The 18,488-nt window shown below is 45.2% G+C and carries 9 protein-coding genes; 2 read left to right on the forward strand and 7 right to left on the reverse strand.

The window, feature by feature from the left end:
- Nucleotides 1-157: 157 nt before the first annotated feature.
- The 7 genes from ACOJUO_RS13330 to ACOJUO_RS13360 form a co-directional block, all read right to left on the reverse strand.
- Nucleotides 158-2,134, reverse strand: a complete 1,977-nt coding sequence (locus tag ACOJUO_RS13330) for a WD40 repeat domain-containing protein (protein WP_422137191.1) — start codon at nucleotides 2,132-2,134, stop codon at nucleotides 158-160.
- A gap of 166 nt (nucleotides 2,135-2,300) precedes the next feature.
- A complete protein-coding gene (locus ACOJUO_RS13335; RefSeq protein WP_422137192.1) occupies nucleotides 2,301-4,229 on the reverse strand; it encodes an F-box/WD repeat-containing protein in 1,929 nt (642 codons plus the stop codon).
- 332 nt (nucleotides 4,230-4,561) lie between these two features.
- A complete protein-coding gene (locus ACOJUO_RS13340) occupies nucleotides 4,562-6,478 on the reverse strand; it encodes an F-box/WD repeat-containing protein (RefSeq protein ID WP_422137193.1) in 1,917 nt (638 codons plus the stop codon).
- A gap of 117 nt (nucleotides 6,479-6,595) precedes the next feature.
- On the reverse strand, nucleotides 6,596-8,548 hold the full coding sequence (locus ACOJUO_RS13345; RefSeq protein ID WP_422137194.1) for an F-box/WD repeat-containing protein: 1,953 nt from the start codon (nucleotides 8,546-8,548) through the stop codon (nucleotides 6,596-6,598).
- Nucleotides 8,549-8,712: 164 nt separating this feature from the next.
- Nucleotides 8,713-10,383 carry an F-box/WD repeat-containing protein gene (locus ACOJUO_RS13350; protein WP_422137195.1) on the reverse strand — a complete coding sequence of 557 codons (1,671 nt, stop codon included), beginning with the start codon at nucleotides 10,381-10,383 and terminating at the stop codon, nucleotides 8,713-8,715.
- Nucleotides 10,384-10,643: 260 nt separating this feature from the next.
- A complete protein-coding gene (locus ACOJUO_RS13355) occupies nucleotides 10,644-12,557 on the reverse strand; it encodes an F-box/WD repeat-containing protein (protein ID WP_422137196.1) in 1,914 nt (637 codons plus the stop codon).
- A gap of 146 nt (nucleotides 12,558-12,703) precedes the next feature.
- The gene (locus ACOJUO_RS13360; RefSeq protein ID WP_422137197.1) at nucleotides 12,704-14,626 is read right to left on the reverse strand and encodes a hypothetical protein; all 1,923 of its coding nucleotides are present in this window, start codon (nucleotides 14,624-14,626) and stop codon (nucleotides 12,704-12,706) included.
- A 289-nt stretch (nucleotides 14,627-14,915) separates the two neighbouring features.
- Here ACOJUO_RS13360 and ACOJUO_RS13365 point away from each other — a divergent pair, with 289 nt between their 5' ends.
- Both ACOJUO_RS13365 and ACOJUO_RS13370 read left to right on the forward strand, forming a co-directional pair.
- On the forward strand, nucleotides 14,916-16,433 hold the full coding sequence (locus ACOJUO_RS13365) for an IS1182 family transposase (protein ID WP_422137198.1): 1,518 nt from the start codon (nucleotides 14,916-14,918) through the stop codon (nucleotides 16,431-16,433).
- 192 nt (nucleotides 16,434-16,625) lie between these two features.
- A complete protein-coding gene (locus tag ACOJUO_RS13370) occupies nucleotides 16,626-18,143 on the forward strand; it encodes an IS1182 family transposase (protein ID WP_422137199.1) in 1,518 nt (505 codons plus the stop codon).
- Nucleotides 18,144-18,488 lie beyond the last annotated feature (345 nt).

Genomic DNA, 18,488 nt, shown 5'->3' on the forward strand with positions numbered 1-18,488 from the left:
GTTCGTTTTCCATAGTTATTGTTTATCCCTGGTTGGCAAGGATATTCAAAATTGATTCTGCAGCTTAGAGTCGGTTTTAGTAGAAAAGTTCACAATAATCTTTAGCGCAATAGGGAGTTAGAAAGTTCGATTGGTATGGCTGGGCCAGTAACAGCAATCATTCATTCATACTTAGTTCAGTGATTCTCGCCTTGCCCATGCCATGGATGGTCAACAAATGGTCATCGGCGCTGAGGGTGGCTGATCGGATAATATCAGGATCGGAAATGCTGGCTTTTTCTTCCCATGATCCATCGCTGTTCTGACCAAAAATTTTCACTGTTCCAGCGAAACTGACAGTGACCAAATGGCGGCCATCGACACTAAAGGTTGCTAATGTAATAAAACTATCATGGGAGATGATGGCTTTTACTCTCCATGATCCATCGATCTTCAGGCCATAGATTTTCATCATGAGATCATTACTGCAGGTGATGACATGACGGCTATCGGGGCTGAATTTGGCAAAGTAGACATTTCTGTTATGGGAAATGATGGCTTTTTCTTCCCATGATCCATCGTCCTTCTCGCCATAGATTTTCGCTTTGTGATCTAAATTGGCGGTCACCAGATGGCGGCTATCGGCGCTGAATTTGGCTGAGCACTCTCTTAGGTAACCGGAAATTGATTTAAGAAACTCCCAGGCTGATGTACCCGCTGAGCAGTTACTCAGGTAATCGGAAATGGTGGCTTTTTCTTTCCATGATCCGTTTTTATCCTGGCCAGAGATTATCGCCTTGTCATCGTCACTGGAGGTCATTAAACAGCGACTATCGGGACTGAATTTGACTGACTTGACCTTTCCATTATGGGAAATGATGGCTTCTTCTTCCCATGATCCATCGGCATCCAGTCTATAGATCTTTGCACTGCCATTATCTCTGGTGATCACCACATGGCCACTATCGGAGCTGAAGGTGACTGAGGCAAAATGGGAAACAATGGCCTTTTCCAGCCATGACCCATCGTCTGTCTGGCCATAGATTTTCGCTTTCCTATCCAGACTGGCGGTCACCACATAACGGCTATCGGGGCTGAAGGTGGCTGTGTAGACATTGTCATCATGGGGAATGATGGCTTTTTCTGCCCATGACCCATCGTCACTCTGGCCATAGATTTTTGCCCTTTGATCCAGACTGGTAGTTACTACATGGCGACCATCTTTGCTGAAGGTGGCAAAATTGACCTCATCATCATGAGAAATAGTAGCTTTTTCTTCCCATGATCGTTCGTCCTTCTTGCCATAGATTTTCGCTTTGCCGTCGTTACTGTAGGTCAACACATGGCGGCTATCGGGGCTGAAGGTGGCTGACTTGACCCATTTATCATGGGAAATAGTGGCTTTTTCTTCCCATGATCGTTCGTTCTTCTTGCCATAAACTTTCGCCTTGCCATCCGTACTAGTGGTCACTACGTAGCAGCTATTGGCACTGAAGGTGACTGATCTGACAATCTGATTATGGGAGATAGTGCCTTTTGCTTGCCATGTTCCATCGCTCTCCTGACCATAGATTTTACAGGTCTCATAGTCACATTCGATCACCAGGTGGCGTCCATCGGCACTGAAGGCAGCTAAGTGATCTCTGGTAATACAGGGGATGCTGGCTTTAGTCTCTAATTTAAATGCTTTACATTGACACATCAGTTTAGTGAGAGTGGAAAAGAACAAAGCAGGAAAGTGAATACTTTCCTGGCGGTCCATGATGGACTTGATTAATGCCTCATCCTTTGTAAAACGCTGCAACCATTTCAGGAGTTCATCTTTATCTTTTGTAACGACAATTGTCTCTAGACGAGTCTGGTGTGATGAAGCCAACTGGCGATACCACGCCCTTGCCATGGCATCATCATTTTTGAGCCTGTTGTTAATGGATGAATTTGCCCGTGTTAACTGGGCAATATCACGAGCCTGCAAATAAGTAAAAATTTTGGATTGTATATCCTCGTGTAAATCGAGCAATAATGAAAACTCATGCTTGTCACGTTCAATGACGTTCTTGCCCATAGTGGTTCCACTTGGTGTATCTGATGGTGATTGACCCGGTGCAGATGAGCGTGGAGTAATATTGCAGGAGCTGCTATTTGAGCAATCCATAGTTCCTTTTCCATGGTTGTTATTTATCCCTGGTTGGCAAGGATATTCATAATTGATTCTGCAGCTTAGAGTCGGTTTTAGTAAGAAAGTTCACAATAATCTTTAGCGCAACAGGGAGTTAGAAAGTTCGATTGGTACGGCTGGACCAGTAACAGCAATCAATCAATCATTCATTCATATTTAGTTCAGTGATTCTCGCCTTGTCCGTGTCATGGGTGGTCAACAAACGGTCATCGGCGCTGAGGATGGCTGATTCGATATGACCAGAATGTGAACTGGTGGCTTTTTCTTCCCATGATCCATCGCTGTTCTGACCATAAATGTTCACTGTTCCATCGCGACCGACAGTGACCACATAGCGGCCATCAACACTAAAGGTTGCTAAGCTAATACCCTTATCATGGGAGATGATGGCTTTTTCTTGCCATGATCCATCGATCTTCAGGCCATGGATTTTCACCGTTAAATCTTCACTGCAGGTGATGGCATGACGGCAATCGGGGCTGAATGTGGCATAGTAGACAATTTTGCTATGGGAAATGATGGCTTCTTCTTCCCATGATCCATCGTCCTTCTTGCCATAGATTTTCGCTTTGTAATTTAAACTGGCGATCACCAGATGGCGGCTATCGGCGCTGAATTTGGCTGAGCATTCACTCAGGTAATCGGAAATGATGGCTTTTTCTTGCCATGATCCGTCTTTATCCTGGCCAGAGATTATCGCCTCGCCATCGTCACTGGAGGTTATTAAACAGCAACTATCGGGGCTGAATGTGGCTGAGTTGACCTCTGCGGTGTGGGGAATGATGGCTGTTTCCTCCCATGATCCATCGGCATCCAGGCTATAGATTTTTGCACTGCCATTTCTTCTGGTGCTTCTGGTCATCACCATATGGCGACTATCGGAGCTGAAGGTGACTAAGTCAAAATGGGAAATAATGGCTCTTTCCAGCCATGACCCGTCGTTCTTCTTACCATAGATTTTCGCTTTTCCACGCATGCTGGTGGTCACCACATGGCGGCTATCGGGGCTGAATTTGGCTGTACAGAGAATGCCATCATGTTGAATGATGGCTTTTTCTGCCCATGACCCATCGTCCATTTGGCCATAGATTTTCGCCCTGTGATCTTCACTGGCGGTCAGAACATAGCGACCATCTTTGCTGAAGGTGGCAAAATGGACCTCATCATCATGAGAAATAGTGGCTTTTTCTTCCCATGATCGTTCGTCCTTCTTGCCATAGATTTTCGCTTTGCCGTCGCTATTACCGTAGGTCAACACATGGCAGCTATCGGGGCTGAAGGTGGCTGAGCAGACCCAGTATCTGTGGCAAATAGTGGCTTTTTCTTCCCATGATCGTTCGTCCTTCTTGCCATAAATTTTCGCCTTGCCATCCATGCCAGCGGTCACTACATAGCGGCTATTGGCACTGAAGGTGACAAATCTGACTTGTCTGTCATGGGAGATAGTGCCTTTTGCTACCCACGATTCATCGCTCTCCTTGCCATAGATTTTACAGGTTCTGGAGTCACAGGCGATCACCAGGTGGCGTCCATCGGCGCTGAAGGCAGCTAAGTCCTCTAAAGTGTTACAGGGGATGCTGGCTTTAGTCTCTAATTTAAATGTTTTACATTGACACGTCAGTTTAGTGAGAGTGGAAAAGAACAAAGCGGGAAAGTGAATACTTTCCTGGCGGTCCATGATTGACTTGATTAATGCTTCATCCTTTGTAAAACGCTTTAACCATTTCTGGAGTTCATCTTTATCTTTTGTAGCGACGATTCTCTTTAGACGAGTCTGGTGTGATGAAGGCAGCCGACGATACCATGCCCTTGCCATGGCATCATCATTTTCGAGCCTGTTGTTAATGGATGAATTTACCCGTCTTAAATGGGCAATATCACGAGCCTGCAAATAAGTAAAAATTTTGGATTGAATATCCTCGGGTAAATAGAGCAATAATGAAAACTCATGCTTGTCACGTTCAATGACGTTCTTGCCCATAGTGTTACCACTTGGTGTATCTGATGATGATTGAACAGGTGTTGATGGGCGTGGAGTAATATTGCAGGAGCTGCTATTTGAGCAATCCATAGTTCCTTTTCCATGGTTGTTATTTATCCTTGGTTGGCACGGATATTCAAAATTGATTCTGCAGCTTAGAGTCGGTTTTAGTAGGAAAGTTCACAATAAGTACCTAACCAGTTGGTTTCGCATATTCTGGACGGCGGCTTTTTCCACCCTTCTGCGTTCCAACTCTGGTTGCGTAGCTATGGCTACGCGCCCGTCGTTGCGCCTTGAAGGATGAAAAAATCCACTCGCCAGAATATGCGAAACCAACTGGCCAGGTACTTAACAACACGCTTCGTTTAGGAACGAGTTGTAATTATGCGACAACTTCTAACCACAGGATTGACAGCAAACAATCAGTCATCCATCCGTAGTTCAGTGATTTTCGCTGTGTTATCGCCATGGATGGTCAACACATGGCCATTGATGCTGAAGGTGGCTGATACGAGTCCACCAGGATGGGAGCTGGTGGCTTTTTCTCCCCATGATCCATCGCTGTTCTGACCATAAATTTTCACTGTTCTATCGAAACTGGCAGTGACCACATGGCGGCCATCGAGACTAAAGGTGGCTAATCTAATATCGTCATCATTGGAGATGATGGCTTTTTCTTTCCATGATCCATTGATCGTCAGGCCATGGATTTTCACCGTGTTATCTATACCGCAGGTGATGACATGACGGCTATCGGGGCTGAATGTGGCATAGTAAACACCCATGTTATGGGAAATGATGGCTTTTTCTTCCCATGATCCATCGTCCTTCTCGCCATAGATTTTCGCTTTGCCATCTAAACTGGCGGTCACCACATGGCGGCTATCGGCGCTGAATTTGGCTGACCAGATGCTATTGTCATGGGTAATGACGGCTTTTTCTTTCCATGATCCGTCTTTATCCTGGCCAGAGATTATCACCTTGACATTGTCAGTGAAGATCATTAAATAGCGACTATCGGGGCTGAATTTGTCTAAGTTAACCTTTCCATTGTGGGGAATGATGGCTTTTTCTTCCCATGATCCATCGGCATCCAGTCTATAGATTTTTGCACTGCCATTTTTTCTGGTGATCAACACATGGCTACTATCGGAGCTGAATTGGACTGAGACAAAATGGGGAATAATGGCTTTTTCCAGCCATGCCCCGTTGTTCTTCTTGCCATAGATTTTCGCTTTGCTATCCAGGCTGGTGGTTATCACATAGTGGCTATCGGGGCTGAAGGTGGCTGTGTAGACAGTGTCATCATGTGGAATGATGGCTTTCTCTGCCCATGACCCATCGTCACTCTGGCCATAGATTTTTGCCCTGTGATCGCGACCGGTGGTTACTACACAGCGACCATCTTTGCTGAAGGTGGCAAAATGGACCTTATCATCATGGGAAATAGTGGCTTTTTCTTCCCATGATCGTTCGTCCTTCTTGCCATAGATTTTCGCTTTGCCGTCGTCACTGTAGGTCAACACATGGCGGCTATCGGGGCTGAAGGTGGCTGATTTGACCCGCTGATCATGGGAAATAGTGGCTTTTTCTTCCCATGATTGTTCGTCCTTCTTGCCATAAATTTTCGCCTTGCCATCCATGCCAGCGGTCACTATATAGCGGCTATTGGCGCTGAAGGTGACTGATCTGACTTTCTCATCATGGGAGATAGTGCCTTTTGGCAGCCATGATTCATTGCTCTCCTGATCATAGATTTTACAGGTTTTAGAGTCACAGGCGATCACCAGGTGGCGTCCATCGGCGCTGAAGGAAGCTAAGTCCTTTAAAGTATTACAGGGGATGGTGGCTTTAGTCTCTAATTGAAATGCTTTACATTGACACATCAGTTTAGTGAGAGTGGAAAAGAATAAAGCAGGAAAGTGAATACTTTCCTGGCGGTCCATGATTGACTTGATTAATGCTTCATCCTTTGTAAAACGCTTTAACCATTTCTGGAGTTCATCTTTATCTTTTGTAGCGACAATTGTCTCTAGACGAGTCCGGTGTGATGGAGCCAACTGGCGATACCACGCCCTTGCCATTGCATCATCATTTTCGAGCCTGTTGTTAATGGATGAATTTACCCGTCTTAAATGGGCAATATCACGAGCCTGCAAATAAGTAAAAATTTTGGATTGTATATCCTCGGGTAAATCGAGCAATAATGAAAACTCTTTCTTGTCATGCGCAATGACTTCCCTGCCTGCGTTGGTTCCACTTGGTGTATCTGATGGAGGTTGGTCTGTTGTTGATGAGCGTGGAGTAATATTGCAGGAGCTGCTATTTGAGCAATGCATAGTTCGTTTTCCATGGTTGATATTTATCCCTGGTTAGCAAGGATATTCAAAATTGAGTCTGCAGCTTAGAGTCTGTTTTAGTAGGAAAGTTCACAATAAGTTATTGAGAGTCATGAATCAAAAGAGGCGACACATAATAGCCTGAAACAGGGAGTATTCATTCATTCCTAGTTCAGTGATTATCGCCGTGCACGCGCTATGGGTGGTCAACAAACGGTCATCGGTGCAGAGGATGGCTGATCCGACAAAACCAGGATGGGAACTGGTGGCTTTTTCTTCCCATGATCCATCGCTATTTTGACCATAAATGTTCACTGTTCCATCGTAACCGACAGTGACCACATAGCGGCCATCGGCACTAAAGGTTGCTAAGCTAATACCCTTATCATGGGAGATGATGGCTTTTTCTCTCCATGATCCATCAATCTTCAGGCCATGGATTTTCACCGTTAAATCTTCACTGCAGGTGATGACATGACGGCAATCCGGGCTGAATTCGGCAAAGTAGACACTTTTGCTATGGGAAATGATGGCTTTTTCTTCCCATGATCCATCGTCCTTCTTGCCATAGATTTTCGCTTTGTAATTTAAACTGGCGATCACCAGATGGCGGCTATCGGCGCTGAATTTGGCTGAGCAGTCACTCAGGTAATCGGAGATGCTGGCTTTTTCTTGCCATGATCCGTCTTTATCCTGGCCAGAGATTATCACCTTGCCATCGTCACTGGAGGTTATTAAACAGCGATTATCGAGGCTGAATTTGACTGAGTTGACCTCTGCATTGTGGGAAATGATGGCTTTTTCTTGCCATGATCCATCAGCATCAAGTCTATAGATTTTTGCACTGCCATTTCTTCTGGTGATCACCACATGGCGACTATCGGAGCTGAATTGGACTGAGACAAAATGGGGAATAATGGCTTTTTCCAGCCATGCCCCGTTGTTCTTCTTGCCATAGATTTTCGCTTTGCTATCCAGGCTGGTGGTTATCACATAGTGGCTATCGGGGCTGAAGGTGGCTGTGTAGACAGTGTCATCATGTGGAATGATGGCTTTCTCTGCCCATGACCCATCGTCACTCTGGCCATAGATTTTTGCCCTGTGATCGCAACTGGTGGTTACTACACAGCGACCATCTTTGCTGAAGGTGGCAAAATGGACCTCATCATTATGGGAAATAGTGGCTTTTTCTTCCCATGAACGTTCGTCCTTCTTGCCATAGATTCTCGCTTTGCCGTCGTCACTGTAGGTCAACACATGGCGGCTATCGGGGCTGAAGGTGGCTGAGCGGACCCAGTGACTGTGGCAAATAGTGGCTTTTTCTTCCCATGATCGTTCGTCCTTCTTGCCATAAATTTTCGCCTTGCCATCCATGCCAGCGGTCACTACATAGCGGCTATTGGCACTGAAGGTGACAAATCTGACTTGTCTGTCATGGGAGATAGTGCCTTTTGCTACCCACGATTCATCGCTCTCCTTGCCATAGATTTTACAGGTTCTGGAGTCACAGGCGATCACCAGGTGGCGTCCATCGGCGCTGAAGGCAGCTAAGTCCTCTAAAGTGTTACAGGGGATGCTGGCTTTAGTCTCTAATTTAAATGTTTTACATTGACACGTCAGTTTAGTGAGAGTGGAAAAGAACAAAGCAGGAAAGTGAATACTTTCCTGGCGGTCCATGATTGACTTGATTAATGCTTCATCCTTTGTAAAACGCTTTAACCATTTCTGGAGTTCATCTTTATCTTTTGTAGCGACAATTGTCTCTAGACGAGTCCGGTGTGATGGAGCCAACTGGCGATACCACGCCCTTGCCATGGCATCATCATTTTCGAGCCTGTTGTTAATGGATGAATTTACCTGTCTTAAATGGGCAATATCACGAGCCTGCAAATAAGTAAAAATTTTGGATTGTATATCCTCGGGTAAATCGAGCAATAATGAAAACTCATTCTTGTCACGTTCAATGACGTTCTTGCCCATAATGGTACCAATTGGAGTATCTGATGGAGGTTGGTCTACTGTTGATGAGCGTGGAGTAATGTTGCAGAAGCTGCTATTTGAGCAATCCATAGTTCCTTTTCCATGGTTGTTATTTATCCCTGGTTGGCGAGGATATTCAAAATTGATTCTGCAGCTTAGAGTTGGTTTTAGTCTGAAAGTTCACACTATTGATGTATGCGTAACCAATAAGAAAACAGGGCTTTGATCCGCGAAATATTCATTCATTCATTCATTCATCCACCCATCCATCCATCCATCTTTAGTTCCGTGATTTTCGCCGTGTTATCGGTATGGATGGTCAACACATGGCCATCGGCGCTGAAGATGGCTGACCTGATCCTGCAACCATGGGAAATGGTGGCTTTTTTTTGCCATGATCCATCACTTACCTGACCATAAATTTCCGATGTTTTTTCGTCACTGGCAGTGACCACATGGCGGCCATCGAAGCTAAAGACTGCTGATCTGATTCCCAAACCGTGGGAAATGGCCGTTTTTTCTTGCCATGATCCATCGTCCTTCAGGCCGTTGATTTTCACCTTTCTATCATAACTGCAGGTCATCACATGGCGGCTATCGACACTAAAGGCTGTTGATCTAATTTCCAAATAGTGGGAAATGGTCTTTTTTTGTTTCCATGATACATCGTCCTTCTGGCTATAGATTTTCGCTTTGCCAGGGAAACAGGAGGTGATTAGATGGCGGCTATCGGGGCTGAAGGTAGCTGAATTGAACTGATCATCATTAGAAGTGGTGGCTTGTCTTTTCCACGATCCATCGTCCTTCTGGCCATAGATTTTCACCCTGCCATCACAGGTGCAGGTCATCATACGTCGGCTATCGGGGCTGAAGGTGGCTGATCTGATGCTATACCCATGGTATTTGCTGGCTTTTTCTTTCCATGATCCATCGGCCTCCAGACCATAGATTTTCGTCTTACAATCTTCACTGCAGGTCACCACATGGCAGCTATCGGGGCTGAAGGTGGCTGACCGGACCCAATCATTATGACAGAGAGTGGCTTTTTCTTCCCATGAACCACCGGCCTCCAGGCCATAGATTTTCACCTTGTTATTGGTACTGCGGTTCAATACATGGCAGCCATCGGCGCTGATCTTGGCTGAGTATAAGGAGTTGTCTCGGGAAATAGTCGCTTCTTCCCATGATCGTTCGTCCTTCTTACCATAAATTTTCGTCTTGCACTTTCTACTGGTTGTCACTACGTAACGGTCATCGGCACTAAAGGTGATCGATTCGACAGCGGAATCATGGCAGATAGTGCCTTTTGCTTGCCATGTTCCATCGCTCTCCCGACCATAGATTTTAAAGATTTTGGAGTCACAGGCGATCACCAGGTGGCGGCCATCGGCGCTGAAGGCAGCTAAGTCCTTTGAACTGCTACAGGGGATGCTGGCTTTAGTCTCTAATTTAAACGCTTTACATTGACACATCAGCTTAGTGAGAGTAGAAAAGAACAAAGCAGGAAAGTGAATACTTGCCTGGCGATCCATGATGGACTTGATTAATGCCTCATCTTTTGTAAAACGCTGCAACCATTTCCGGAGTTCATCTTTATCTTTTGTAGCGACAATTGTTTTTAGAAGAGTCTGGTGTGATGAAGCCAACTGGCGATAACACGCCCTTGCCATGGCATCATCATTTTTGAGTCTGTTGTTAATGGATGAATTTGCCCGTGTTAAATGGGCAATATCACGAGCCTGCAAATAAGTAAAAATTCTGGATTGTATATCCTCGGGTAAATCGAGCAATAATGAAAACTCATTCTTGTCACGTTCAATGACTTCCCGGCCTGCATAGGTACTACTTGGCGGCTCTGTTTGAGATTGCTCTGGTTTTGATGAAAGTCGATCATCAATACAGGAGTTGTTATTTATGCAATCCATTGTTCTTTTTCCTTAGTTAATATTTATCTCTGGTTGGCAAGGATATTGAAAATTGATTCTGCAGCTTAGAGTCGGTTTTAGTAGGAAAGTTCACAATATTGATGTAAGCGTAACCAATAATAAGTAACTGGTTAGGTGCTAAAAACAGGACTTTGATTCAGGAAATTGTTGAAGTCGTGGCCGGTTTTCCGGTGCGTTCGAACTATCATGCCTGGCAGGTGTTGCAGAATAATAATGTGAGGCTGGGCTAGTAACAGCAATCATTCATTCAAACTTAGTTCAGTGATGCTCGCCGTGTCGTTGTGGATGGTCAACAAATGGTCATCAGTGCTGAGGGTGGCTGATTGGATAACACCAAGATGGGAAATGGTAGCTTTTTCTTTCCATGATCCATCGCTGTTCTGGCCAAAAATTTTCACTGTTCCAACGTAACTGACAGTGACCACATGGCGGCCATCGACAGTGAAGGTTGCTAATGTAATAACCCTTCGATGGGAGATGATGGCTTTTTCTCTCCATGATCCATCAATCTCCAAGCCATGGATTTTCACCGTGTAATCAGGACTGCAGGTGATGAGATGACGGCTATCGGGGCTGAATGTGGCAGAGTAGACACTTTCTTTATGGGAAATGCTGGCTTTCTCTTCCCATGGTCCATCGTCCTTTTTGCCATAGATTTTCGCTATGCCATCTAAACTGGCGGTCATCACATGTCGGCTATCGGCGCTGAATTTGGCTGAACAGACACTTAGGTAATGGGAAATAGTAGCCTTTTCTTTCCATGATCCGTCTTTATCCTGGCCATAGATTATCGCCTTGCCATCGTCACTGGTGGTCATTAAATAGCGACTATCGGGGCTGAATGTGGCTGAGTTGACCTCTCCATTGTGGGAAATGATGGCTTTTTCTTTCCATGATCCATCGGCATCAAGTCTATGGATTTTTGCACTGCCATTTCTTCTGGTGGTCACCAAATGGCGATTATCGGAGCTGAAGATGGCTGAGACAAAATGGGAAATAATGGCTTTTTCTTCCCATGATCCATCGTCCTTCTTGCCATAAATTTTCGCAGTGTCATTTCCACAGACGGATACCACATAGCGGCCATCGGTGCTGAAGTTGGCTGATTTGGCCCAGTCATCGTGGGAAATAGTGGCTTCTTCTTGCCATGATCGTTCGTCTTTCCTGCCATAGATCTTCGACTTGCCGTCTGCACTGGCGGTTACTACATAGTGACTATCGATGCTGAAGGTGGCTAAGTAGATCTCTTCGTTATGGGAAATGATGGCTTCTACTTCCCATGAACCATCGTCCGTCAGGCCATAGATTTTCGCCTTGGCGTCGTTACTGCAGGTCAACACATGGCGGCTATCGGGGCTGAAGGTGGCTGAGCGGACCCAGCGATTATGGGAAATAGTGGCTTTTTCTTCCCATGATCGATTGTCTTTCTTGCCATAAATTTTCGCCTCGCCATCCATACCAGCGGTCACTACATAGTGGCTATTGGCACTGAAGGTGACTGATCTGACATAGTTATTATGGGAGATAGTGCCTTTTGCTACCCATGATCCATCGCTCTCCTGGCCATAGATTGTACAGGTTTTGGGGACACGGGAGATCACCAGGTGGCGTCCATCGGCGCTGAAGGCAGCATAGTGCTTTGAACTTTCACAGGGGATGGTGGCTTTAGTCTCTAATTTAAATGCTTTACATTGATACATCCGTTTAGTGAGAGTGGAAAAGAACAAAGCAGGAAAGTGAATACTTGCCTGGCGGTTCATGATTGACTTGATTAATGCCTCATCCTTTGTAAAACGCTGCAACCATTTCCGGAGTTCATCTTTATCTTTTGTAGCGACAATTGTCTTTAGAAGAGTCTGGTGTGATGAAGCCAACCGGCGATACCATGCCCTTGGCATTGCATCATCATTTTTGAGCCTGTTGTTAATGGATGAATTTACCTGTGTTAACTGGGCAATATCACGAACCTGCAAATAAGTAAAAATTCTGGATTGTATATCCTCGGGTAAATCGAGCAATAATGAAAACTCATTCTTGTCACGTTCAATGACTTCCCTACCTGCATAGGTAGCACTTGGCGGCTCTGTTTGAGATTGCTCTGGTTTTGATGAAAGTCGATCATCAATACAGGAATTGTTATTTATGCAATCCATTGTTTGTTATTCCATTGTTGTTATTTATCTCTGGCTGACAAGGATATTCAAAATTGATTCTGCAGCTTAGAGTCGGTTTTAGTAGGAAAGTTCACAATAATCTTTAGCGCAACAGGGAGTTAGAAAGTTCGATTGGTATGGCTGGGCTAGTAACGGCAATCATTCATACTTAGTTCAGTGATGTTCGCCGTGTCCGTGCCATGGATGGTCAACAAATGGTCATCGGCGCTAAGGGTGGCTGATCGGATAGTACCAGGATGGGAAATACTGGCTTTTTCTTCCCATGATCCATCGCTGTTCTGACCATAAATGTTCACTGTCCCTTCGAGACTGACAGTGACCACATGGCGGCCATCGGCACTAAAGGTTGCTATTGTAATGCCCCTATCATAGGAAATGTTGGCTTTTTCTCTCCATGATCCATCGATCTCCAGGCCATGGATTTTTACCGTTAAATCTTCACTGCAGCTGATGGCATGGCGGCAATCGGGGCTGAATGAGGCATAGTAGACACTTTCGTTATGGGAAATGATAGCTTTTTCTTCCCATGATCCATCGTCCTTCTTACCATAGATTTTCGCTTTGAAATCTAGACTGGCGGTCACCAGATGGTGGCTATCGGCGCTGAATTTGGCTGAGCAGTCACTCAGGTAATCGGAAATGATGGCTTTTTCTTGCCATGATCCGTCTTCATCCTGGCCAGAGATTATCGCCTTGCCATCGTCACTGGAGGTTATTAAACAGCGACTATCGGGGCTGAATGTGACTGAGTTGACCTCTGCATTGTGGGAAATGATGGCTTTTTCTTGCCATGATCCATCGGCATCCAGTCTACAGATTTTTGCACTGCCATTTCTTCTGGTGATCACCACATGGCAACTATCGGAGCTGAAAGTGACTGAGACACAATGGGAAATAATGGCTTTTTCCAGCCATGACCCATCGTTCTTCTTATCATAGATTTTCGCTTTGCTGCCCAGGCCTTCAGTCACCACATAGCGGCTATCGGGGCTAAAGGTGGCTGAGTAAATGTCATCATGTGGAATGACGGCTTTTTCTGCCCATGACCCATCGTCACTCTGGCCATAGATTTTTGCACTGTGATCCCAACTGGTGGTTACTACATAGCGACCATCTTTGCTGAAGGTGGCAAAATCGACCCAATTATCATGGGAAATAGTGGCTTTTTCTTCCCATGATCGTTCGTCCTTCTTGCCGTAGATTTTTGCTTTGCCGTCGTTACTGTAGGTCAACACATGGCGGCTATCGGGGCTGAAGGTGGCTGAGCGGACCCAGTAACTGTGGGAAATAGTGGCTTTTTCTTCCCATGATTGTTCGTCCTTCTTGCCATAAATTTTCGCCTTGCCATCCATGCCAGCGGTCACTACATAGTGGCTATTGGCACTGAAGGTGACAAATTTGACTTGCCTATCATGGGAGATAGTGCCTTTTGCTACCCATGATTCATCGCTCTGCTGGCCATAGATTTTACAGGTTTCAGAGTCAAAGGCGATCACCAGGTGGCGTCCATCGGCGCTGAAGGAAGCTAAGTCCTCTGAACTATGGCAGGGGATGGTGGCTTTAGTCTCTAATTTAAATGCTTTACATTGACACATCAGTTTAGTGAGATTGGAAAAGAACAAAGCAGGAAAATAAAAACACGCCTGACGATCCATGATTGACTTGATTAATGCCTTATCCTTTGTAAATCGGCTCAACCAATTCTCGAGTTGATCTTTATTTTTTGCAGTGAGGATTATTCCCGTAATGGCCTGGCGTGATGAAGCAATCTGGCGATACCACGCCCTTATCATTGATGCATCTTTTTTAAGCGTGTTGTAAATGCATGAATTCACCTGTGTTAAACGGGCAATATCACGAGTCTGCAAATAGCTATAAATTTTGGATTGTATTTCAATGGGTAAATCAAGCAATAATGAGAGCTCATTCTTGTCACGAACAAATACCTCCCTGCGCGTGCTGATTCCAATTTGTGTCCCTGATTGAGATTGAACGGGTGTTGTTGCAAGTGCATCACTAATACCAGAATTACTCTTTATGCAATCCATAACTCGTTTTCCATTGTTATTGTTTATCCCGCAAGGATATTTAAAATTGATTCCGCAGCCTAGGAGGCTGACCGAGAATAGTCTGCCCTACTGCGGCGGCAGCAAATTGGTCTGAAAATCCGCTTTTGTTCGTCAAATAGCTCGCTATTCTCCTCACAAAACCGAATTTTCATCCTCAATTTTCTGCCGTCCTCGCTACGGGCGCTATTCTCGGTCAGCCTCCTAGCAGCCTGACCGAGAATAGGCTTATCTGTTATGATAAGCCTTAAACCAACTCTGATTATGCCAAATGTCACCACCACCAAAGTTTAAGGACAGTCCTGTTGAGTTTGATCAGCATCTGCTGTTCCCAACCAACGTTTTCGATTTGCTTCCCAAAGATCATGATTGTTTTATTTATGAAAGCATTTTTCAGAACATTAATACGTCTGAAGTCGAAAAAAAATATCACCACCTTGGTCAGCACGCATACCCTCCAAAGCTCATTGTCGCTATTCTGATCTACGCATACAGCCATGGTGTTTTCAGTTCCCGTGAGATTGAGCGACGGTGTCGACAAGACTTGGCGTTCATGTATATCTCACAAATGAACTGCCCGAATTTCAGGGTTCTTGGTGACTTTCGTAAGGATAATCTGTCGTTTTTCCATGACTGCTTCAAACAGTCAGTCAAACTGGCCATTGAACTCAAAATGGCATCACTGGGTCATATCAGCCTGGACGGCTCCAAGTTCAAAGCCAACAGCTCAAAACACAAGGCCATGAGCTACGGGAGGCTCAAAGCGAAAGAGGCAGAACTCAGTGCCGAAGTGGATGAGCTGATCAAAAAAGCCAGTCAGTGTGATCAGGAAGAAGATGACGCCTACAAAGCAACCAATGGTTACAGCATTCCTGAAGACCTCCAGTTTAAAGAAGAGCGCCTGAAAAAAATCAAAGAGGCCAAGAAAGCACTTGAAGAACGTGAAAAAGCTTTAAATCCAGACAAACCAATAGACGACAAAAAGCAGATCAGTTTTGCAGATCACGATGCCCGCATGATGAGCAAGAAGGGGTATTGTGAGTACAGCTACAATGCTCAAATTACAGTTGATTCCGATAACCAGATCATTGTTGGCCAGCATGTCAGCCAACACGCCAACGATGTACAGGAAGTGGAGCCGGCGCTGAGGGCATTATCAGGAGCCACTGATGGCGCGGCTGTAGATAAGTGGAGTATGGATAATGGTTACTTTTCAGGGTCAAACTTACATACAGTCGAGCGACATGAGATTGATGCCTATATCGCAACCGACAAGGCGGAGAAGCCTGCCGCTGACGACCTTGAAAGCTCTGACAGGAAGTTTGTCAAAGCGGATTTTGCGTATGATTCCGAAGCTGATGTATTTATCTGTCCGGCAGGGGAAAAGCTGGTAACGAACCCGGCCAGCAAAAGCAAAAGAAAAAGCTACCGGGCAAACAAGACGGTATGCAGGGAATGCCCTTATCGTCGGAATTGCAGTGATTCAAAGAAAGAGGCTGGCAGGGTTATCCGTACCGATAAGTTTGAAAAAGCACGTCAGGCTATGAATAAGAAAATGGAGACAGCCGGTGCGAAAGCCATATATGAGCGTCGTAAAGTTATTGCGGAGCCACCATTTGGACAGATAAAAGAATCTGGTTTCCGAGGGTTCAGTCTCCGCGGCAAAGAAAAAGTTTCAGCGGAATTTTCACTGGTATGCACTGCGCATAATATCAAAAAATTTGTAAAAGCGGCTTCCACGAGGTCAATCCGTCTTGAAGATTTGAAAGAGGCTAAAAAGGCAGCATAGAGGCTGTGAGAAGGCATAAATATGCAAAAATGAGCAAAATCCCACTAATAATTGGATATTTTTTGCTCATTTTAAGATTTGGGAAAACTTCTGTTGGTCTGGTTGCGCTATTCTCGGTCAGGCTCCTAGGAGCCTGACCGAGAATAGGCTTATCTGTTATGATAAGCCTTAAACCAACTCTGATTATGCCAAATGTCACCACCACCAAAGTTTAAGGACAGTCCTGTTGAGTTTGATCAGCATCTGCTGTTCCCAACCAACGTTTTCGATTTGCTTCCCAAAGATCATGATTGTTTTATTTATGAAAGCATTTTTCAGAACATTAATACGTCTGAAGTCGAAAAAAAATATCACCACCTTGGTCAGCACGCATACCCTCCAAAGCTCATTGTCGCTATTCTGATCTACGCATACAGCCATGGTGTTTTCAGTTCCCGTGAGATTGAGCGACGGTGTCGACAAGACTTGGCGTTCATGTATATCTCACAAATGAACTGCCCGAATTTCAGGGTTCTTGGTGACTTTCGTAAGGATAATCTGTCGTTTTTCCATGACTGCTTCAAACAGTCAGTCAAACTGGCCATTGAACTCAAAATGGCATCACTGGGTCATATCAGCCTGGACGGCTCCAAGTTCAAAGCCAACAGCTCAAAACACAAGGCCATGAGCTACGGGAGGCTCAAAGCGAAAGAGGCAGAACTCAGTACCGAAGTGGATGAGCTGATCAAAAAAGCCAGTCAGTGTGATCAGGAAGAAGATGACGCCTACAAAGCAACCAATGGTTACAGCATTCCTGAAGACCTCCAGTTTAAAGAAGAGCGCCTGAAAAAAATCAAAGAGGCCAAGAAAGCACTTGAAGAACGTGAAAAAGCTTTAAATCCAGACAAACCAATAGACGACAAAAAGCAGATCAGTTTTGCAGATCACGATGCCCGCATGATGAGCAAGAAGGGGTATTGTGAGTACAGCTACAATGCTCAAATTACAGTTGATTCCGATAACCAGATCATTGTTGGCCAGCATGTCAGCCAACACGCCAACGATGTACAGGAAGTGGAGCCGGCGCTGAGGGCATTATCAGGAGCCACTGATGGCGCGGCTGTAGATAAGTGGAGTATGGATAATGGTTACTTTTCAGGGTCAAACTTACATACAGTCGAGCGACATGAGATTGATGCCTATATCGCAACCGACAAGGCGGAGAAGCCTGCCGCTGACGACCTTGAAAGCTCTGACAGGAAGTTTGTCAAAGCGGATTTTGCGTATGATTCCGAAGCTGATGTATTTATCTGTCCGGCAGGGGAAAAGCTGGTAACGAACCCGGCCAGCAAAAGCAAAAGAAAAAGCTACCGGGCAAACAAGACGGTATGCAGGGAATGCCCTTATCGTCGGAATTGCAGTGATTCAAAGAAAGAGGCTGGCAGGGTTATCCGTACCGATAAGTTTGAAAAAGCACGTCAGGCTATGAATAAGAAAATGGAGACAGCCGGTGCGAAAGCCATATATGAGCGTCGTAAAGTTATTGCGGAGCCACCATTTGGACAGATAAAAGAATCTGGTTTCCGAGGGTTCAGTCTCCGCGGCAAAGAAAAAGTTTCAGCGGAATTTTCACTGGTATGCACTGCGCATAATATCAAAAAATTTGTAAAAGCGGCTTCCACGAGGTCAATCCGTCTTGAAGATTTGAAAGAGGCTAAAAAGGCAGCATAGAGGCTGTGAGAAGGCATAAATATGCAAAAATGAGCAAAATCCCACTAATAATTGGATATTTTTTGCTCATTTTAAGATTTGGGAAAACTTCTGTTGGTCTGGTTGCGCTATTCTCGGTCAGGCTCCTAGCAGCCTGTCGGACTTAAGACTGTCCTACACGGCAACTGCTCCTGCGTTGCTCTAGCTCCTGCATCCATGCAGTCGTGCGGTTGCAATAAATTGGTCTAAAAATCTCTGTTTCTTCGTCAAATAGCTCGCTATTCTCCTCAGAAACAGAGATTTTTATCCTCAATTTCTTGCAATCCTCGCTACGGACGCTTAAGTCCGACAGGCTGCTAGGAGCCT

The organism is Endozoicomonas sp. ALC020 (genome assembly GCF_049275935.1).
Lineage (GTDB): Bacteria > Pseudomonadota > Gammaproteobacteria > Pseudomonadales > Endozoicomonadaceae > Endozoicomonas_A.